Annotated in this window: 20 protein-coding genes; all 20 read left to right on the top strand. The window is 30.2% G+C overall.

Translation table 11 applies throughout. The annotated features are described in order from the left end of the window. Positions 1-5 precede the first annotated feature (5 nt). The 20 genes from Q7C23_RS17255 to Q7C23_RS17160 all read left to right on the top strand — a co-directional run bounded on the left by Q7C23_RS17255 (position 6) and on the right by Q7C23_RS17160 (position 21,258). Positions 6-1,082 carry a lipopolysaccharide biosynthesis protein gene (locus Q7C23_RS17255; RefSeq protein WP_375033691.1) on the top strand — a complete coding sequence of 359 codons (1,077 nt, stop codon included), beginning with the start codon at positions 6-8 and terminating at the stop codon, positions 1,080-1,082. 73 nt (positions 1,083-1,155) lie between these two features. Beyond that, positions 1,156-2,562, top strand: coding sequence for a lipopolysaccharide biosynthesis protein (locus Q7C23_RS17250; protein ID WP_375033690.1), 1,407 nt, complete (start codon positions 1,156-1,158; stop codon positions 2,560-2,562). A 2-nt stretch (positions 2,563-2,564) separates the two neighbouring features. Further along, a complete protein-coding gene (locus Q7C23_RS17245; protein ID WP_375033689.1) occupies positions 2,565-3,569 on the top strand; it encodes a polysaccharide pyruvyl transferase family protein in 1,005 nt (334 codons plus the stop codon). Continuing rightward, on the top strand, positions 3,569-4,483 hold the full coding sequence (locus Q7C23_RS17240; protein WP_375033688.1) for a glycosyltransferase: 915 nt from the start codon (positions 3,569-3,571) through the stop codon (positions 4,481-4,483). Before Q7C23_RS17245 ends, Q7C23_RS17240 begins: the two co-directional genes overlap by 1 nt. A gap of 83 nt (positions 4,484-4,566) precedes the next feature. After that, complete coding sequence (locus Q7C23_RS17235) at positions 4,567-5,742, top strand: O-antigen polymerase (protein ID WP_375033687.1); 1,176 nt, start codon at positions 4,567-4,569, stop codon at positions 5,740-5,742. Continuing rightward, complete coding sequence (locus Q7C23_RS17230; RefSeq protein WP_375033686.1) at positions 5,732-6,937, top strand: glycosyltransferase; 1,206 nt, start codon at positions 5,732-5,734, stop codon at positions 6,935-6,937. Before Q7C23_RS17235 ends, Q7C23_RS17230 begins: the two co-directional genes overlap by 11 nt. A gap of 5 nt (positions 6,938-6,942) precedes the next feature. Further along, the gene (locus Q7C23_RS17225; protein WP_375033685.1) at positions 6,943-8,148 is read left to right on the top strand and encodes an alginate lyase family protein; all 1,206 of its coding nucleotides are present in this window, start codon (positions 6,943-6,945) and stop codon (positions 8,146-8,148) included. 4 nt (positions 8,149-8,152) lie between these two features. After that, positions 8,153-9,271, top strand: a complete 1,119-nt coding sequence (locus tag Q7C23_RS17220) for a glycosyltransferase family 4 protein (protein WP_375033684.1) — start codon at positions 8,153-8,155, stop codon at positions 9,269-9,271. A gap of 53 nt (positions 9,272-9,324) precedes the next feature. Beyond that, positions 9,325-10,518 (top strand): glycosyltransferase family 4 protein, encoded by a 1,194-nt coding sequence (locus Q7C23_RS17215; protein ID WP_375033683.1) that lies wholly within the window; start codon positions 9,325-9,327, stop codon positions 10,516-10,518. After that, the gene (locus Q7C23_RS17210; RefSeq protein ID WP_375033682.1) at positions 10,511-11,116 is read left to right on the top strand and encodes a sugar transferase; all 606 of its coding nucleotides are present in this window, start codon (positions 10,511-10,513) and stop codon (positions 11,114-11,116) included. Before Q7C23_RS17215 ends, Q7C23_RS17210 begins: the two co-directional genes overlap by 8 nt. Further along, positions 11,103-11,723, top strand: coding sequence for an acetyltransferase (locus Q7C23_RS17205; protein WP_375033789.1), 621 nt, complete (start codon positions 11,103-11,105; stop codon positions 11,721-11,723). The genes Q7C23_RS17210 and Q7C23_RS17205 overlap by 14 nt, the downstream gene beginning before the upstream one ends. Then, positions 11,716-12,855: a DegT/DnrJ/EryC1/StrS family aminotransferase gene (locus tag Q7C23_RS17200; protein ID WP_375033681.1), complete on the top strand. Its 1,140-nt coding sequence runs from the start codon at positions 11,716-11,718 to the stop codon at positions 12,853-12,855. The genes Q7C23_RS17205 and Q7C23_RS17200 overlap by 8 nt, the downstream gene beginning before the upstream one ends. A 32-nt stretch (positions 12,856-12,887) precedes the next feature. Next, positions 12,888-13,436: a dTDP-4-dehydrorhamnose 3,5-epimerase gene (rfbC, locus tag Q7C23_RS17195; RefSeq protein WP_375033680.1), complete on the top strand. Its 549-nt coding sequence runs from the start codon at positions 12,888-12,890 to the stop codon at positions 13,434-13,436. Continuing rightward, a complete protein-coding gene (gene rfbD / locus Q7C23_RS17190; RefSeq protein ID WP_375033679.1) occupies positions 13,436-14,281 on the top strand; it encodes a dTDP-4-dehydrorhamnose reductase in 846 nt (281 codons plus the stop codon). The genes rfbC and rfbD overlap by 1 nt, the downstream gene beginning before the upstream one ends. 68 nt (positions 14,282-14,349) lie before the next feature. Next, entirely contained in the window at positions 14,350-15,234 is an 885-nt protein-coding gene (gene rfbA, locus Q7C23_RS17185; RefSeq protein WP_375033678.1) for a glucose-1-phosphate thymidylyltransferase RfbA, read from the top strand. Between the two features lie 85 nt (positions 15,235-15,319). After that, positions 15,320-17,290, top strand: coding sequence for a polysaccharide biosynthesis protein (locus Q7C23_RS17180; protein WP_375033677.1), 1,971 nt, complete (start codon positions 15,320-15,322; stop codon positions 17,288-17,290). Positions 17,291-17,463: 173 nt separating this feature from the next. After that, on the top strand, positions 17,464-18,330 hold the full coding sequence (locus Q7C23_RS17175) for an ABC transporter permease (protein WP_375033788.1): 867 nt from the start codon (positions 17,464-17,466) through the stop codon (positions 18,328-18,330). Positions 18,331-18,380: 50 nt separating this feature from the next. Next, complete coding sequence (locus Q7C23_RS17170; protein ID WP_375033676.1) at positions 18,381-19,655, top strand: polysaccharide ABC transporter ATP-binding protein; 1,275 nt, start codon at positions 18,381-18,383, stop codon at positions 19,653-19,655. Then, positions 19,652-20,554, top strand: coding sequence for a class I SAM-dependent methyltransferase (locus Q7C23_RS17165; RefSeq protein WP_375033675.1), 903 nt, complete (start codon positions 19,652-19,654; stop codon positions 20,552-20,554). The genes Q7C23_RS17170 and Q7C23_RS17165 overlap by 4 nt, the downstream gene beginning before the upstream one ends. Further along, positions 20,554-21,258, top strand: a complete 705-nt coding sequence (locus Q7C23_RS17160; RefSeq protein ID WP_375033674.1) for a class I SAM-dependent methyltransferase — start codon at positions 20,554-20,556, stop codon at positions 21,256-21,258. The genes Q7C23_RS17165 and Q7C23_RS17160 overlap by 1 nt, the downstream gene beginning before the upstream one ends. The last annotated feature ends 4 nt before the right edge of the window (positions 21,259-21,262 follow it).

Raw genomic sequence — 21,262 nt, 5'->3', positions numbered from 1 at the left:
TTTTAATGGATAATAAAACTTTTACTAGTGACGAAATTTCGTTGAAAGAGTTGCTCGAAAAAGCAAGAGATTGGTATGCTTATCTTTATTCAAAATGGAAATTTATTGTACTGGCTGGAATTATTGGAGCTTCTTTAGGTATAATATATTCCTTAGTTAGAGAGCCTGTTTATACTGCTAAATTGTCTTTCGCATTAGAAGATGACCGGACAGGCGGTGGTATTGGAGGTGCATTGGGGCTTGCAACCACACTAGGTTTAGATATTGGCGGAAGTGCAGGAGGAGTGTTTACGGGGGCTAATTTGACGGAACTTTTTAAATCCAGGTCAATGGTGGAAAAAACGCTTCTAGCACCAGTTGTTGTGGATAACCAAGTAGTTTCTCTTGCCGAAATGTATATTCAGAATAATAAGTGGAGAGAACAGTGGGATAAGGATCCAAAGTTGAAAAAAATTCAATTTTTACCTAACAAACAAAGGTTGGGATTTAGCAGAGTACACGATAGCATTTTAGGGGTTATTTATGAGAAACTCTCTATGAACGGATTAAGTGTTGATCAAAAAGATAAAAAAATTTCGATCATAACCATGGAAGTTTCCTCAAAAAACGAATTATTTGCTAAATATTTTTGTGAGGCATTGGCAAAGCAAGTTGGACGTTTTTACGTAGATACTAAAAGTAAAAAAGCCCGAATAAATATGGATATACTAGAGCATCAAACTGATTCTATTCGACGAGAGCTTAATGGTGCGATAACAGGTGTTGCTATTGCAAACGATAATACTTTTAATTTAAATCCAGCATTAAATGTTCAAAGGGCTCCATCTGCCCGCAGGCAGGTTGATGTGCAGGCAAATACAGCTATATTAACAGAATTGGTTAAACAAACAGAACTGGCAAAAGTAACCGTACGAAAAGATACGCCACTGATTCAAGTTATAGACAGGCCTATTTTGCCGTTAGCGGTTGATCGTTTTGGGAAATTAATGGGGTTGGTTTTAGGAGGTTTTTTAGGTGGATTTTTTAGCGTTTGTTATTTTTTATTGAAAAAACATTTTAGCAGCTCTCAAATTTTAACTTAGAACGGTTTTAAGAATCTTAACAATGATGTGCGACTTAATGCTAATTGATACTTAATTTTTTTAAACGACTCAAATGAAATCTAAAAATAGTTCATTACTAAGAAATACCATTATTTATGGCATAGGTAGTTTTGGCTCAAAAATCTTATCTTTTGCACTGATTCCTTTATATAGTTTTTATTTAAACAAAGGGGAGTTTGGATATTTTGATTTAGTAACAACAGCAATTAGTTTGATTGTTCCTTTTGCAACATTACAAATTTCGGATAGCGTTTTTAGATGGTTATTAACCTCTGAAGGTAATTTAGAAACGAAAAAAAAATGTATTACAAATGGGGTTCTTTTAATCCTGGTTAATACAATCATAGTAGGAATTTTATCGAGTATTTTTTATTTATTTTATCCTCTAAAAGGCCATTTTATTATTACTCTTATTTGTATTAATGCAATGATTTATCCTTTTTTTCAACAAATTGCCAGGGGGTTAAATATGAATAAGCTTTTTGCCTTTAATGGAATCTTATATACTTTGATTTATTTACTAAGTAATATTGTTTTTCTGTTTGTATTTAAACTTTCTATTGATGCATTATTTTATTCAACATTTATTGCTTACTTTTTTTGCAGTTTTTTTTTATTCTTTCAGTTAAAAATATACGCTTATATTGACATACAGTATTTTAGTGTTAATTCAATAAAAGAACTTGTTAAATATTCTCTACCATTAATACCCAATACAATTAGTTGGTGGTTAATAAGTTCTGTGAATAAGTATTTAATTCTGGCGTATTTAGGTATTTCTGCCAATGGAGTTTTCGCAATGGCGAATCGATTTCCTGCAATCTTAGTTATAGTTAATCAAGTTTTTACACTGGCATGGCAAGAGGCTGCTATAATTAATTTTAATTCTGAAGATAAAAAGAAATATTATTCAGAAGTTTTCAAGAAACTAATTAAAATTCAGTTCTCTTTAGTGGTCTTGTTATCGTTGTCTTCTCGGTTTTTAGTGGAAGAATTAATTAGTGAGGAGTTTCATGACTCTTGGCTTTTTATGCCTGTGTTATATTTAAGCGTTGCTTTTTTATCTTTTTCAGGTTTTTTTGGTGCACTTTATCTTGGAGTTAAACAAACAAAGGAAATCTTTACAACGACTATTTTTGGAAGCCTGACCAATATCATTATAGGGGTTGTTTTAATACGATATTTTGGTTTAATGGGCATTGCGATCGCTACATGTTTTGGGTACGCAATATTATTTATTGTACGTTTATTTACGACAAGAAAAATACTGGAAATTGATTTTCCTATTCAAGTATTTTTTAAGTACCTCCTATGTGTTTCTTTGTCTTTCGCAATCGTATATATGTTTAACGCCAAAACATCATTATTGTCAATAATTTTCTTTTTAGCATTTTTCGGGATTGATAACAAAGATGTGATTAATGGCTTTTGGAATAAAATTTTATTAAAATTTAAATAATTATGAAACAAGATTTCAATAATAAAGCAAAAATTGAGAACTTAAGAAATATTGTGATAAACGCAATTTCGCACTATATTAATAGCGATTATGTTTTATTAGACGTTCCCAATCATCGCAATATAGGTGATATTTTAATTTGGGAAGGTGAACTAGAATTTTTAAAGAGTATCAAGCATAAATTAGTGTATACAAGTAATGTTTATACACATCAGAATTCTAAGATAAAAAAAGATAATGTTATACTTTTACATGGTGGAGGTAATTTTGGTGATGTTTGGCGTTTAAATCAGGAATTCAGAAACGGCATCATAGAAAATTTTAAAGAAAATAGAATTATTATTTTTCCGCAAACGATTCATTATCATGATAAAAGTAATATAGAAAAAGATGCTTTAATTTATAATAATCATCCAGACCTTATTATATGTGTAAGAGATAGTGTTTCTTATGAAATTGCATTAAAATATTTTGACAAATGTAAAGTGTTTTTAGCTCCTGATATGGCATTTTTTTTAGATTACACCAATTTTCATTCAGTAGCTAATGATAGGAATAAAACTTTGGTTTTAAAAAGATACGATAAGGAATTGGGGGACGAGGTAATATTGAAAAAAGTTCAACAAGATCTTATTGATGCGAATACTGATTTTGACATAAAAGATTGGCCAGGGTTTTATCCACAAGGGACACTTAAAAGACGTATTCAAGCTTACAGTATTAGAGCAGAAATTAAAGCTTCCAGATGGATGATAAAAAGGAAATTTTTCAATTCTTTTGTTGATGATAAACATGGGTTAAATTCGAGAAACTATAAAGAGTCGCTATTGAAAAAAGGAATCAATTTTATCAATCCTTATGATATAGTTTATTCAACTCGTTTGCATGGTTTTATTTTGTCAGTTTTACTAAATAAAGAGGTTTACATTTTTGATAATAGTTATGGTAAGAATAAAAATTTTTTTGAAACTTGGCTTCAAGATTTTGATAATGTAAAATTGCTCTGATGAAATTAAGTGTAATATTACCGATTTACAATGCACAGCAATACGTTAGTGAAGCAATTCAAAGTATTTTAGATCAAACGTACAAGGATTTTGAGTTAATTTTAATTAATGATGGATCAACTGATAATTCAATTGAAATAATTAAAACATTCAAGGATCCAAGAATAGTTTTAATCGATCAAGTTAATAAAGGACTAGCGGCTTCCTTAAATCATGGACTGGCAGTTTCTAAAGGAAAATATATCGCCCGAATGGATGCTGATGACATCGCATATCCGACTCGTTTTGAAGTGCAAATGAGCTATTTAGTTAAAAATCCTGAATTTAAACTTGTAGGGTCTGCAGTTGAAGTGATTGATAAAGAAGGTAAAACACTTTGCATTGATGCACCCTATACGGGGAATGCTTTTCTGAAAAAATTCATGAATAAAGTTGGGAATCCTTTTAAACACCCCACAGTAATCTTTGATAGAGATGTCGTTTTAGATTTGGGAGGATACAATGAAACTATTGGGAAGTATTTTGAAGATTATTTTTTATGGGTTAAAATCGCAAAATATCATAAAGTTGAAATTCTTAATGAAGTTTTATTGAAATATCGGATAACTCCAGGATCAATTATGAGCTCAATTAAGAATAAGGAATTCTCAGATTTTATGCTAAGAAGTATACATAAGGATACTTTTTCTAAAACTGATCAGGAAGAAATGCTTGCAATTAAAAATAGAGAAATTGTTGACAAAACATCTAGCATTGAGCTGTATAACAAAAGAATTCAGTTTATTAAATCTAACCGAATGAATAGGCTGTTTTTGTTTTTAAAGAAAAATTTTAATTTCAATACTGCCATGAATATTGCTATTATTGCAAAAAAAGTTAGGGTATTTAAAGGTATGTATATACAAAGTAAATGAAAAAGTGCTTTATTATTTTTTGCCTATTTTGTTATATTTATCCGGTTTTTATTAAGTTTTTACCACTTCCAAATGACAGGATATTGCAACTTTTTGGAATTGTGTTGTTGGTTTTTACCCCTAATTTAAGAAGTGCTATATTTAAAAACGTAAATATTTATAAGATCATATTCCTGTCAATATTTGTTTTTCTAATAGCTCTGTTTGCTCAATTACGAAATACGATGGGAGGGGATTTATATTTCGTTAAAGAGTGTTTAAGTGTACTGTTTTATTTCTTCTCTGCATATGCTATAGTGTTTGCTTTTAAAATAAATAAAAAAGATTTTAGTTTTGTTTATGTTTTAGATTGGCTAATTATAATTTTTTTAATTCAGGCAATAGTTTCTTTCATCTTTTTCTTTAGTACAGGCTTGTTTGATACTTACATTGGAATTTTAAAGGCAGAAACAAATCAAGGTTTATTGGATAGAACAGGACTGTTAAATAAAAGACTAATTGGTGTTGGTAGTGGTTTTTTTAGTGGGGTAATTAAATATGGATTTGCGCTCTTAATTTTAACTGTTTTACCTTATTTAGAGGGTTCGATTATTTATAAGAATAAAACTTTTTATTTTATTGCATATGTCATTATACTGATTACGGGAGTGATGACTGGAAGATTTTTTTTCGTGGCCATTTTTCTTGCTATTTTTTCTTTTATTTTATTACAAAGTAAAAATCCATTTGTGGGAATCTATAAATTGATCAAAATTTTTGCTTTTTCGATACCTGTTTTTATTTTAGTTTATTTTATCGCTCAATATTTTATGGATGGCGATCGATTAGATATAATATTAAATTTTGTTTTTGAAGTCTTTATTAATTTTATTGAAAATGGTGAAGTTGGAACAAGCTCGTCTGATGCGACAATTTCGATGTATGTTTTTCCAGACAACTTGAGTACATGGCTTTTTGGTGATGGACAAATGATGATGACTGATGGAAGTTATTATATGGGATCAGATGTTGGATATGTAAGACTCTTGTTCTATTTTGGAATTATCAGTACACTTATCTATTTTGGAATTCAGTTTTTTTATTATAAAATTTTAAAAAAACTTTCACCTAATAAACAAATACAATTACTATTCTCTATGATGCTGTTTTGGATTGTTTTATTAAATTTTAAAGGCATAGCAAATGGAGATCCATTTTTAGTATTATTTTTGGTTTGTCTTGTTTATATTAATAAAAGAGATTCATATTATGTCAAATAAGATAATGACTGTTTTTACAGCTTCATATCCTTTTGGAAAAAGGGAGACATATTTTGAAAATGAATTGGTATTTCTATCCAAAGCCTTTGATAAAGTGTATATTGTTCCAATTTATAATCCTACAAAAAGTGGTATTAGAAGAGTTGTTCCTGAAAACGTAATCGTCATTGAGCCAATTTTAAAGCAAGGAATAGGGCGGTTTATTGAAGGAATTGGATGTTTTAAATATAATAGTCTTTGGATTAGTGATTTTTTCTCGGGAAAAGTTTATAAGAGTATTTTTCGATTTAAAAAATGGATTAATTCCTGGATGTTATATAGTAAAGGTCTTTCTGTGTTAATAAAAATGGATTTACCTAAAAATTCTTACCTATATTCTTATTGGGCAGAAATTCCTTTTTTTGTTTCAGATGAAATTTCTTCCTTTAAAAGGATTGTCAGAATGCATGGAGGTGATTTTTATCTTAATCGTAATAATGGCTACCTGCCTTTAAGAAGTAAGATTTACCAAACAGCCGATTTACTTTTGCCAATTTCAAAGGATATACAAGAAACATTACTTAATCATTATGAAATTTCAAAAAGTAAAATTTTTTTAAGCTATTTGGGAGTTTTTAATAATGTCGGTACTTGTTCTATACAAACTATGGATAAGAAAATTCGATTTGTTAGTTGTAGTAATGTTTATGGATTAAAAAGGGTGCATTTAATATACGATGTATTGCTGGCTATGAATGAGAACATTCAAATTGAATGGCATCATTTTGGTGATGGAGATTTAATGGGCAATCTTAAAGAATATATTAATGAAAGAATTCAGCCAAACATTACTTTTGTCTTATATGGTCATTTGAATCAAAAGCAAATTGAAGAAATGTATGAGAATAATTACTATGATTGGTTTATTAACACTTCTCAGTATGAAGGATTACCTGTTAGTATTATGGAAAGTTTTTCTTATGGAATCCCTGCTATAGCTACTAATGTTGGAGGGACATCTGAGATAGTTAATGATCAAAATGGTTTTTTAATAAATACAGAAATAGGTTTGAGAGAGCTAGTCGAAAAATTAGAAAATATTGAGAGGAGTGATTATTTCAATAAACGTATTAAAGCTTATGAAACCTGGTTAAACAAGTTTGAAGCTAAACAGAATTATGAAAAAATGACAAATAGATTTTTTGAAATTAATTAAAGAAAATGAGAAAGATATTATTGATAGTATTATTTATGAATGTTTTTAATATAGGATATTCACAAAGCAAAAAAGCATTCAGTTTAGATAATGATGTATTGTTACAGAACAAGAAAATACTGAAACTAAATTCAGATGTAAATGTAACGACAGCATACCAAAGACTGCAAAAAGAAGGTGAAATAGTTCTAGCAGCACCCTTACCAAGTGTAACGAAAAAAAAATTGACTGCAAGTAGTACTGACATACATGATTATGTTAGTTTAGCTACATATTGGTGGCCAAATCCTAATAAAAAGGATGGTTTGCCTTATGTGGCAATTGATGGCAAGGTGAATCCAGAAGTAAAATCAGTTAAGGATTATAACAATTTAGTTAAGCTATCTTCTTATATTAAAACTTTGGGATTATTGTATTATTTTTCGGGAGACGAGAAGTACATACAAAAAGCAAATTTTTTATTAAGAACATGGTTTGTAAATGATAAAACCAAGATGAATCCTAATTTAAACCATGCTCAATTTATTAAAGGAGTCAATAAAGGCAGAATTGAAGGGACAATTGAAACTAGGTTTTTTGTTGATTTAATTGATGGCATGCAATTAATTGCTAACAGTGATAATTTTCAAGAAAAAGATTATAGTAGTATTAAAGGATGGTTTTCTGCATATTTAGATTGGTTAGAAAATAGTGAAATAGGAGCTAAAGGATTTGATCTTAAAAACAACATAGGAACATCTTATCATATGCAGCGAATATCATTTTATCTTTTGTTAGGAAAAGAAGATAAATTGAAAAAAATTCAGCAGGATAATTTGAAACGCCTCTTGGAGATTCAATTTGAAAACGATGGAAAGCAACCCTTAGAAGTTAAAAGATCTAGTCCTTGGAATTATAGTGTTGCAAATTTAGAATATTGGTTAAAAATTAATCAAATGTATAAGAATGTGAATGTTAATCTTGTTGATTACCAAGTTAATGGAGGTTATCCTCTGAAAAATGCGTTTGCCTATTTAAGTAAAAATAAAACAAAAATAGAGGATTGGGAATATAAACAAAAATCTAAAATTGATTTTAAAGATTTTGACAAAATAAGTAATACTTATTCAGGCAAGAGTATTAAGTTAATGCCTAATAAAAATGCTAAACAAAAGAAAGTTATTATGAATATTGAAGATGCTATTTTTATATTGACAAATAACAATATTTAGGTTAATGAGAATTTTGCATTTGACAAATGACTTTTCTGGGTCGACAGTTTATAAAAATTTAATAAGCGAATTAGATGGATTAGCTTTCTCTCAAGTGGTTTATAATCCTGTTAGGGAAATAAGCAGAATCAACAAAAATAAGATAGATTTTAAAAATGAAGATAGTGAAATTATCTATTCTAATATTTTGAATAATTTTAGTGATAGATTATTTTATCCTATAAAAATAACAAAGATTCTAAAAGATATTGAGGATAAAGTTGATTTAAAAAAAATAAACTTGATTCATGCTCATACTTGGTATAGTGATGGAGGAGTAGCATACGAAATAAATAAAAAGTATAATATACCGTATGTGGTAGCCATTAGGACTACGGATATAAATATTTTTTATAAATATTTATTCTTCTTAAGGCCATACGGTATTGAGATTCTTAAAAATGCAAGTAAAATTATTTTTATTTCTAAGGTTATTGAGAAGCAATTTCATGTATTGTTAAGCAATAGGTTTTTCGGAGAATCAATTGTAATTCCTAATGGTATTGACAAATTTTGGATTGTAAACAGTCGTTCTAAACAGATTAAAAAGGGTTTTGATTTTAATTTGTTGTATATCGGCAGTTTTATTAAAAGGAAGAATATTATGGCAATGCTTCAGGCTGTTGAATTGGTCCGAAAAGATGGTTATAATTGTCGTTTAACACTGGTTGGAGGTTCGGGAAGTGAGGAAGCTTCAATTTTAAAATTTATTAAAAAGAAAAGTTACTTTGAATATTTGGGAAAGATTTCAGATAAAGAGAATCTTTTACAAGTTTTTAGAAAATCTGATGTTTTTTTAATGGCATCCAAAGTAGAGACTTTTGGATTAGTATATTTTGAAGCGATTTCTCAAGGTTTACCCGTTATTTATTCTGAAAACGATGGAATTGATGGCTTTTATAATGGAATTGGAGAAGCTGTTAATGCTAATGAAGTAAAAGCTATTTCGAAAGGAATAATAAAAGTGATAAATAACTATAGCAATTATTCGTTGGATCAAGATAATATATTAATGAATCATAACTGGAGTAATATAGCATCTACATATCATGAAATATATAAAAAAGCATATATTTTAAGGTAATATATTCCGTTATAAATAGAAAAATAATTTAGACTTTTATTGAAAGTACATATATGATAAACATTCTTTATATTCACCAATATTTCAAAACACCTGAAGAACCAGGAGGTACCAGATCCTATTGGATAGCAAAAGAATTAATAAAAAAAGGATACCAGGTTACAATGCTAACATCCTCAAATAAGCTAGCGAACAAAATTGAATTAAAAAAGATAGAAGGAATTAATGTAATCTATATTGGCGAGAAGTACGATCAAAAAATGTCTGTTTTCAGAAGGATTTTTGCTTATTTTAATTTTATGCTAAAATCAACTACAATTGCCCTTAAACAAAAAAATATTGATTTAGTAATTGCTACATCTACACCCTTAACAATCGGTTTTCCTGCGCTTGTTTTAAGTAGATTTAAGAAGATTCCATATGTTTTTGAAGTTCGAGACCTCTGGCCTGAAGTTCCAATACAGATGGGAGGATTAAAAAATAAATTTGTTCAAAGGTTAGCTGTTTTGTTTGAACGTACGATTTATAAAAATGCAAAACATATTATTGCGCTTTCACCAGGAATGAAGGAGGGAGTTTTAAAATATGTTTCTGAGGACAAAGTTTCTATGATTCCAAATATGTCTAAAAAAGATGAATTTTGGCCAAGAACAAAAGATAACGCCTTAATGAATGAATTAGGATTGAAATCAGAAAGTTTTAAAATTATTCATTTTGGATCATTAGGTATTGCAAATGGAGCAATGACAATTATTGATTCTGCTAGAATTTTAAAAGATGATTCAACAGTTGAATTTATATTTTTGGGTGGCGGGGCGACCGAAGCTAGTTTGAGAGCGGAATGTGAAAAATTTAATTTATCTAATGTTCGATTTTTAGGCGAATTTTCAATGAAACAAACCTCCGAAATTGTTAATTTTTGTGATGTTTCTATTGTGAGTTTTATGGATTTACCTATTTTGTACACTAACTCTCCTAATAAATTATTTGATTCGCTTTCAGCAGGCAAGCCTGTTATCGTAAATTCGGCCGGCTGGACTAAAGATTTAGTGGAGCAAAATAATTGCGGTTATTATGTTAATCCAAATATTCCAAAAGAATTGGTTGATAAAATAAAATACTTGCAGCAAACTCCTCATGTTGTAACTCTAATGGGTGAGGAATCAAGAAAGTTGGCACTTCAAAATTTCGATAAGTCAATATTATGCAAAGAGTTTGTTAACGTAATTCAAAAACAGCATGTATAAATTAATTATTAAGCCAGCGCTTGATTTTTCTATTGCTTTCTTTGGTTTTATAATTTTAAGTCCGATATTTTTAATTGTTATCATCGGATTATTTTTTGCCAATAAAGGAAAACCATTTTTTTTTCAGTCAAGACCAGGTAAATATGGTAAGATTTTTAAAATTATCAAATTTAAAACTATGAATGATAAAAAAGATATTCACGGACATCTTTTGTCAGATGCTGAAAGGTTAACTAAAATTGGGTTATTTGTAAGGAAAACATCTCTCGATGAAATACCACAATTAATAAATGTTTTAAAAGGAGATATGAGCTTGGTTGGTCCACGTCCTTTATTGCCGGAGTATTTGTCATTATATAACGAATTTCAAAAACAAAGACATAATGCTAAACCAGGAATCACCGGATGGGCACAAGTTAATGGAAGAAATGCAATTTCATGGAATCAAAAGTTTGAATTCGATGTTTGGTATGTCAACAATATTTCCTTTAGCTTAGATTTTAAGATATTACTAAAAACAGCACAAAAAGTAGTTAAAAGTGAAGGTATTAATGCAGCCAATGTTGCTACAACGGAAAAATTTAATGGAGGATCTTAAATATCTGTATGGAGCCAGTGGGCATTGTAAGGTTATTATAGATGTTTTGAAAACAAATAACCTTTATGTAACGGCTATTTTTGATGATCAACCTAAATGGGAGACAATTAACAATGTACCAATTTTTAAACCTGTAAAATTAGCAACTTTACAGTCTGGTAAAATGCTTATTTCAATAGGTAGTAATCATGTGCGTAAATTGTTAGCTTCAAAAATAGATTGTACTTTTTTTACAGCAATTCATAGTAGTGCTATCATTTCGGAAAGTGTAAAGATTGGAGAAGGAACGGCTGTTATGGCGTCAGCTATAATAAATGCTGATTCAAACATTGGAAAACATTGTATTATTAATACGGGCGTAATTGTAGAGCATGATTGTATAATTAGTGATTTTGTTCATATATCTCCAAATGCATCTTTGGCAGGTAATATTACTATTGGGGAAGGCACACATGTAGGGATAGGAGCTTGTATGATTCAAGGAATAAAGATTGGGAAATGGGCTACAATTGGGGCTGGGGCAGTTATTATAAAAGATGTGCCAGATTTTGCCGTAGTTGTTGGAAATCCAGGGAAAATAATAAAATATAATAAACTAAATGAATAATTCAAAAATATGGTTATCATCTCCGCATATGGGTGGGAATGAGCAAAAATATGTACAAGAAGCTTTCGATACTAATTGGATTGCTCCATTGGGTCCAAATGTAAATGGTTTCGAAAAGGATTTAGAAACATACTTAAAATCAAATGCACATATAGGTGCATTAAGCTCTGGAACAGCGGCGATTCATTTAGGATTGATTTTATTAGGAGTTAAAGCTGGAGATGAAGTTATTTGTCAGAGTATGACCTTTTCTGCATCTGCGAATCCAATTATGTATTTAGGGGCAACTCCTGTTTTTATTGATAGCGAAAATGAAACATGGAATTTATGTCCGCATGCACTTGAAAGCGCTATTGTAGATAGGACTTCAAAAGGTAAGAAGCCAAAAGCAATCATTGCAGTTCATCTTTATGGAATGCCTTATAAAGTAGATGAAGTACATGCGGTTGCTGATAAGTACGGTATACCAGTTTTAGAAGATAGTGCTGAAGCTTTAGGTAGCCATTATAAAAATAAAAAATGCGGTACGTTTGGAGACATAGCGGCTCTCTCTTTTAACGGAAATAAAATTATTACCACTTCTGGTGGCGGGGCCATTGTAACACAAAGTAAGGAAACAAAAGATAAGGCGGTATTTCTTTCAACGCAAGCTCGTGATAATGCTCCACATTATCAGCATAGTGAAGTAGGATATAATTATCGAATGAGTAATATTTGTGCAGGAATCGGTCGTGGACAGATGGAAGTTTTGGATGCTCACATACAACTGAGAAGAGAGATGAATCAATTCTATTCATCTTACTTTGAAAGCATTGAAGGAATCACTGTTTTTACAGAACCTAATACTGATTATTATTCTAATCATTGGTTGTCTGCAATAATTGTTAATCCTGATAAAACAGGAGGAAAAACCAGAGAAGATTTAAGATTAGCACTTGAAGCAGAAGGAATAGAAAGTCGGCCACTTTGGAAGCCAATGCATTTACAGCCCGTTTTTGAAAGTTATCCTTATTACGGAAATAATGTTGCTGAGAAATTATTTGAAAATGGTTTGTGTTTGCCTTCAGGATCAAATTTGACAGTTGAAGATAAATTGAGAATTAAAGATGTTTTTAATGCCTTTTTTAAATAAAAAAACAAAAATTAACGACACTATAATTTAGCGTGAAAATAGAGAAAACATTTATAAATGACCTTATAATTATTGAACCATCTGTTATTGGGGACGAAAGAGGTTTTTTTTTTGAAGCCTATAATAAGAAGAAATTCAGAGATTTCGGAATAGAATTAAATTTTGTTCAGGATAATCAATCATTCTCTAAAAAAGGTACTTTAAGAGGTCTGCATTACCAAAACCCTCCATTTGCACAAGCAAAATTGATCCGTGTTTTAGAAGGTGAAATTATTGATGTTGCCGTAGATTTAAGAAAAGAATCTCCAACTTACGGTAAATCTTTCAGTATAGTCTTATCAGGTGAAAACAAAAAACAGCTTTTAGTACCACAAGGTTTTGCGCATGGTTTTTCAGTTTTAAGTGAAAATGCTTCGGTTCTGTATAAGTGTGATGAGTTTTATAATAAAGATTCTGAAGGGGGAATTAAGTATGATGACCCATCACTAAATATTGATTGGGGAATAAATTTAGAAGAAGCAATAGTTTCTGAAAAAGACCAAATTCTTCCTTTAATTGGAAATTGTAATAGCTTATTTTAATGAAAAAAATCCTTGTAACGGGGTCTAATGGACAACTGGGATCTGAATTTGCTGTTTTATCATCAGAATATCCTCAATATAAATGGTTTTTTGCTGACAGAAATAAAGTTACATTGGATGATCTGGATAAACTTTCGATTCAGCTGGACGAAATAAATCCCGACGTAATTTTAAATTGTGCTGCTTATACGGCAGTGGATAGAGCAGAAATAGAAAAGGAATTGGCTTTTACTATCAATCATTTAGCTGTTGAAGTAATAGCAAAATATGCAGAAAAGAATAATGTAAAATTAATTCAAGTTTCTACGGATTATGTTTTTGATGGATCTTCTTCTTCAGCTTTAAGTGAAGATGCTGAAACAAATCCAATAAATATATACGGTCAAAGTAAGAGGGCTGGTGAAATAGCATGTTTAAGAGAAAATCCAAATTCTATTATTATAAGAACATCTTGGGTGTATAGTAAATTTGGAAATAATTTTGTCAAAACCATGCAGCGTTTGATGCTGGAAAGAGAGGCAATTAATGTGGTTAATGATCAGATTGGATCACCAACTTATGCGCCAGATTTAGCAAATGCTATGATGGTTATCTTAGAATCTCCAAGATGGATTCCGGGGATTTATAATTATTCAAACGAAGGAGAAATAAGCTGGTACGAATTTGCATTGGCAATAAAGGAATTAGGGAATTACTCCTGTAAAGTTTGTGGCATTCCTTCATCATCTTATCCAACTCCTGCAAAACGACCTGAGTTTTCATTACTGGATAAGAAAAAAATAAAAGAGATTTATAATTTACATATTCTAAATTATAAAAAAAGTTTAAAAAAAATGTTCGTATAAAATTGCATGGATTTTATAAATTGGATTAAAGATATTACAAGGAAATCTAAAATCTAAAATCAGGAAATATGAAAGGAATTATTTTAGCAGGAGGTTCTGGTACACGATTGCATCCTTTGACACTTGCCATGAGCAAGCAAATGATGCCGGTTTACGATAAGCCAATGATTTATTACCCATTGTCAACATTGATGATGTCTGGAATCAATGAAATATTAATTATTTCAACACCACATGATTTACCAAATTTTAAAAAGTTATTAGGAGACGGATCCAGTTTAGGATGTAAATTCAGTTATGCAGAGCAAGCAATTCCAAATGGATTAGCACAAGCTTTTGTAATTGGAGAAGAGTTTATTGGAAGTGATGACGTAGCTTTAATTTTAGGAGATAATATATTTTTTGGATCTAATATGCAGGAATTGCTTAAATCAAACACTAAACCCAATGGCGGTGTCGTTTTTGCTTATCATGTTTCTGATCCCGAACGATATGGAGTGGTAGAGTTTGATGAAAATTTTAAAGCGATTTCTATTGAAGAAAAACCAAAAGAGCCAAAGTCCAATTACGCAGTTCCAGGACTTTATTTTTATGATAATTCTGTGGTAGAAATTGCCAAGAATATTAAGCCGAGTGCTCGTGGTGAATATGAAATTACAGATGTAAATAAAGTGTATTTAAAAAAGGAGCAACTAAAAGTTGGTATTTTAAGTAGAGGTACAGCCTGGCTGGATACAGGAACGTTTAACAGCTTGATGCAGGCAGGGCAATTTGTTCAGGTTTTAGAAGAAAGACAAGGATTAAAAGTGGGCTGTATTGAAGAAATTGCATGGAGGCAGGGATTTATAAATGATCGTCAATTAGAAGAATTAGCTCTACCATTAGTGAAATCGGGTTACGGAGCATACCTAATTGAATTTTTGAAGCAGAAGAAAAAAGGGGGTAAAATTTAAATTACACACATTATATATGTAATGAAAGCCTTTAATTTGTATTTTTGTAATACATACAAGATTTACAAAATCAAACCTAATCAAATTGAATACAGATAAGCAGACCAAAATAGCCGATTTATTGCATAATTCATTCTCTCCAAGGAATCTAAGAGCCCAGATAAATAATCTTAGTTATTTGCCTAGGTGGATTATTATTGGAATTGATGTATTGGTTCTGGCTTTTTCTTTTACATTCACCTATATGCTGTTTGAAGGAACGGCTTTAGGTTATATTATTACTTCTTACGACTTTTACTTTGTAGCAAGTCTAATTGCTGTGAATATATTTTTCTTTTGGTTATTTAGGACTTATTCAGGTATTATTAGGCACTCATCCTATATAGATGCAATAAAACTTTTATTTTCTCAAATGTCGGTTTTGGTGTTCTTTTTATTTTTCAATTTAGTTTTTGAATTATATACAGGACATAAAGCATTTTTAAATACAGCACTTTTCATTAATCTGGTTTTATCCTTCTGTGGATTGTTTTTATATCGTGTTATAGTAAAACAAACTTTTGAATTATATTTTTCAGAAAAGACAAATTCTAAACTGATAAGAACCGTAATCTACGGAACAGACGCAAATGCTATTTCAGTAGCAAATGCTTTGAAATTTGAAACGCCTTCAAGATTTAAAATTGTTGGTTTTGTGGATAAAAACAATCAAAATGCATCTAAGCGAATGCTAGATTTACCTATTTTGATTTTAAGAAAGAAGCTACCCGCTTTAATGCGCTCTGTAGCTGCTGAAGGAGTAATTATCGCAGATAAAAGTTTATCTAAAGAAGAGCAATTGATTATAGTTGATCAATGTTTAGAATTTAATTACAGAGTATATACAGTTCCGTTGATTTCGGATTGGGAAAATCAAAAAGAGATTTCTCAAAAAGTAAAAAACATTCAAATCGAGGATTTGTTAGAAAGAAAACCAATTGTTTTGGATAGTAAGTCAATTTCTAAACAATTGAAAGAAAAAACAATTCTTATTACTGGTGCGGCAGGATCTATCGGAAGCGAGATTGTTAGGCAAGTTCTGGGATTCAATCCGAAAGTAGTAATAATATTGGACCATGCTGAGACACCTCTTCATAATTTGTGTTTGGAGACATTGGCAATGAATTCACAAACAAAAATTGTTGCAGTAATTGCTGATGTGAAAAGTAAAAAAGCTTTAGAAAAAGTTTTTAAAAATTATAACCCTCATGTTGTTTTTCATGCTGCTGCATACAAACATGTTCCTTTGATGGAAGAAAATCCATCACAGGCAATCTTAACCAATATTAAGGGAACTAAAAACTTAGCTGACCTATCTTGTAAATATCGTGTTAGAAAGTTTGTTATGGTTTCAACAGACAAGGCTGTCAATCCAAGCAATGTGATGGGAGCGAGTAAACGAATAGCAGAAAAGTATGTACAGTCTTTATTCCTGAAAAATCAAAAAGAAAATGGCGACAGTGGTGTAACAAAGTTTATTACAACGCGTTTTGGAAATGTTTTAGGATCAAATGGATCTGTAGTACCATTATTTACAAAGCAAATAGCCGAGGGAGGACCTGTTACGATAACGCATCAGGATATTATTCGATATTTTATGACTATTCCTGAAGCTTGTCAGCTAGTGCTGGAAGCTGGTGCTATGGGTAACGGAGGTGAAATTTATATTTTTGACATGGGTAAACCGGTACGAATTATCGATCTGGCGAAAAAAATGATCAAATTAGCAGGATTCATTCCGGATAAAGAAATAAAGATAAAAATTGTAGGTTTAAGACCTGGAGAAAAATTATATGAGGAATTATTAAATGATACTTCTAAAACGTTGCCAACCTATCATAATAAAATTATGATTGCACAGGAAATTCAAGATGAATATGAAAATCTTCACACTGAGATTGATGAGCTAATTGGCATTGCAGATTTTTATGACAATGATGATATTGTTACTAAAATGAAAAAAATTGTTCCTGAATTTAAAAGCATGAACTCTGCTTTTGAAGTTTTAGATAAATAAGATTTAATATATAAATCAAATAGATAATAGTAAAAGGTGTTTTTTTAAAACGCCTTTTCGCTTTTTTGGGAATTTTTAACCGACTAAAAATCTTGTTAATTTGCAACGAACAGAAAGAAAGAATCTGAATTTAAAATAAAAATCTTACAACTTAATTTGTGAGCAATATAGAAATGAATACTACAGATAATAACAATGAATGGCTTTTTGAAATAACGCCAAAAAATAAATTCTTCACATTAAACCTTAAAGAGGTTTGGCACTACAGAGATTTATTATTTCTTTTTGTAAAACGAGATGTAATTACCGTTTACAAGCAAACCGTTTTAGGGCCGCTTTGGTACTTAATCCAGCCTTTATTTACCTCTATTACCTTTACTATCATTTTTAATAATGTTGCAGGAATTGATACAGGAACTGTTCCTCCTTTTTTGTTTAATCTGGCTGGTATTATGGTGTGGAATTATTTTACTTCCTGTTTAAATGGTACTTCAGATACTTTTAAATCTAATGCAGGTATATTTGGAAAAGTTTATTTCCCAAGATTTATTACACCGCTATCTGTTGTAATTTCTAATTTAATCAAATTTGGAATTCAATTTACAATCTTTGTTATCTTTTATATCATCTTTTATTTTAAAGGAGCCGATTTAAACTTAAATAGTTTTGTTCTGTTTTTCCCTGTTTTAATTATTATCATGGGGATTTTAGGATTAGGTTTAGGTATGATCATTTCCTCTATGGTGACCAAGTATCGCGATTTCAGTTATTTAGTTGGTTTCGGAATACAATTGCTTATGTATTTATCTGCAGTTATGTATCCGATGGAGCTGATAAAAGAAAAACTACCCAAATATGGCTGGATCGTGGAATATAACCCTTTGGCTTATGTTATAGAAACAGCTCGTTACATGCTTTTAGGTGTGGGTGAAATTTCCGTTTTAGGATTATCTTATACTTTAGGCGTAACTATAGCTGTTTTTTTTATAGGACTTTTGATTTTTAATAAAACAGAAAAAAGCTTTATAGATACTGTTTAAACTCCAATTTATTTCTAGATAATTCACAACCTACATTTCACAGTTCACAATTGAAAAAAGACATTATTTTAAAGGCAGAGAATATTTCTAAACAATATCGTTTAGGACAAGTTGGTACTGGTACATTGAGTCACGATTTTAATAGATGGTGGCATGAAATCCGTGGGAAAGAGAACCCATACTTAAAAATAGGGGATACTAATGACCGCTCTACAAAAGGAACTTCAGATTATGTATGGGCTTTGCAGGAAATCAATTTTGAAGTGGAGCGTGGTGAAGTTATAGGGATCATTGGTAAAAATGGAGCTGGAAAATCAACACTGCTTAAGATACTTTCAAAAGTAACAGCTCCAACAACCGGTAGTATTAAATCGCGTGGACGCATTGCTTCACTTCTGGAAGTAGGAACTGGCTTTCATGGTGAGATGACAGGACGGGAGAACATTTATTTAAATGGTGCTATTTTAGGAATGACTAAAAAAGAAATAGCATCTAAAATTGATGAAATTATTGAGTTTTCTGGTTGTGAGCGCTATATTGACACACCTGTAAAAAGATATAGTTCTGGAATGACTGTTCGTTTGGCATTTGCAGTAGCTGCTTTTTTAGAGCCTGAAATTTTGGTTATTGATGAGGTATTAGCTGTTGGTGATGCTGAATTTCAAAAGAAAGCTATTGGTAAAATGCAGGATATTTCCAGACAAGGTGGAAGGACAGTTTTATTTGTGAGTCATAATATGGCGGCGGTTAAAAGTCTTTGTACTAAAGGAATTGTTTTAGAACATGGAAAAGTTGTTTATGAAGGAGGAATTGAGCAATCAATTGAACATTATTTAAATGCAGATTATAATAAATCTAATATTTATACGTCAGATATAAAACTCGACGTTCCTTATATAAAGGAAATTGAAATTATTGCTAATCCTGGTAGTTTTTATCATGATTTCAATAAAGATCTTAAAATAAAGATAACTTTATCCACGCCTTATAAATTGACTGATCCTGCCGTTTCATATCAAATTGTTTCTATGAATGATGTTCCTGTAGTTCATGAATTAAATTTGTTTAAAGAAATTCCTTTCTGTCATGAAGTAGGAACTTATGAATTGATTTCTGAAATTAAAAAGTTGAGTCTCTATCCAGGAATTTATAAATTAAATGTTTTTTTTGCAGATAATTTTTTAAAAAAGAGATTTGATCAAATATATGAAGCATGTAGCTTTGAAATATTATTAAGCGAAAAAAGAGAATATTATTATCAAAATAATTCAGCAGTTTATAAAGAAAAAGAAACAGCTTGGACTATAAAAAAGATTGCCCCATGATTGTAAGTCCTTTAACTAAAAAAGCAAATATTAGAAAGATATTTGAAGTAGATTCTGATCAGGTTATAGATAACTATAAAAGACAGATTAATATCGACGTAAAAAGGTTCTTTGATAAAGAACTTGTAGTTTCTTTATATGAATGTCTTGATACAGGTTATAAGTTTTATTTTCCTTTTTCATTAATTGGAGATAAAGAATTTTATGAAGACCTTTCAAAAAATAGAAAAAATTATTATTCTGATAGATGGGAGCACAAAAAAACGCTTGAATATGTGAATAAAGAAGACTCTTTACTTGAAATTGGTTCTGGCTTTGGTTCATTTTTGAATTTGTTAAAAATGAATGATGTAATTAATACAAAAGGATTAGAACTTAATTCTTATGCTGTTTCAAAATGTGCATCGAACGGATTAAATGTTCAGCAAAGATTAATTCAAGAGGAGGCAAATATTAATAAGGGTAAATATGATGTTGTTTGTTCTTTCCAAGTATTAGAGCATATAACAGATGTATATGATTTTATAGAAGCATCTCTTGAAACAATTAATGAAAATGGTAAATTAATAATAGGTGTACCTAATAATAATCCATATTTATTTGTAAATGACAGATTGCATACTCTTAATTTGCCACCACATCATGCAGGTTTGTGGAATAAAAAAGCGTTAAAGTCTTTGGAAACTATTTTTAAAGTTAAGCTTGAACATTTAAAATTTGAACCTTTAGAAGAATCGTATAATTATTTTATTAATTTCCAACTAAAAAACAATAAGAATTTACTTATAAGAAAATCTCTGATATTTTTTAATAGGTTTTTTCCAAAAGCTTTAAAGAAAATTTTATGTCGCTTTATTAACGGTAGAAATGTGTTGGCTATTTATAAGAAAATATCATAATGGATAAAGATTTTATAGACATCGAATTTAATAAAGTCAATTTGGATAGATATTATATCAGAACCTCAATTTTGGACTCTCTAAAGACAGTATTACCTAGGTTAACAGCTAATTTATTAGATATTGGATGTGGTAAAATGCCTTATAAAAATTATATCTTAAAAAATAGTACAGTAAGCAATTATGTAGGACTTGATATAGAGGGAGCCTTAATTTATGATTCGGTTGTAAAGCCTGATTATACATGGGACGGTAAAACAATGCCATTTTCAGACAATACTTTCGATTGTGCCTTCGGAACGGAAGTTTTAGAGCATTGCCCTAATCCAGAAATAGTTTTGAAGGAAGTAAACAGGGTCTTAAAAAAAGAAGGGATCTTTTTTTTTACTGTTCCTTTTTTGTGGAATCTACATGAGGTACCTCATGATGAATATCGTTATACTCCTTTTTCATTAGAACGTCATTTGAAAAACTCAGGATTTAATAATATTGAAATAAAAGCTCTAGGTGGTTGGCATGCATCGATGGCACAAATGATTGGTTTATGGGTACGAAGATCACCAATGAAACCGATAAAGCGTAATGCTCTATCTTTTTTATTAAAACCAATAATTCTCTTTTTAATAAAGAAAGATAAAAAGATAAAAGTTACTTTTAAAGAAGGCCAAATGATAACAGGATTATATGGTGTTGCAAAAAAATAGAATC

The organism is Flavobacterium sp. LAR06, from assembly GCF_041946075.1.
Taxonomy (GTDB): domain Bacteria; phylum Bacteroidota; class Bacteroidia; order Flavobacteriales; family Flavobacteriaceae; genus Flavobacterium.
This window is presented reverse-complemented; position numbering and strand designations above follow the sequence as displayed.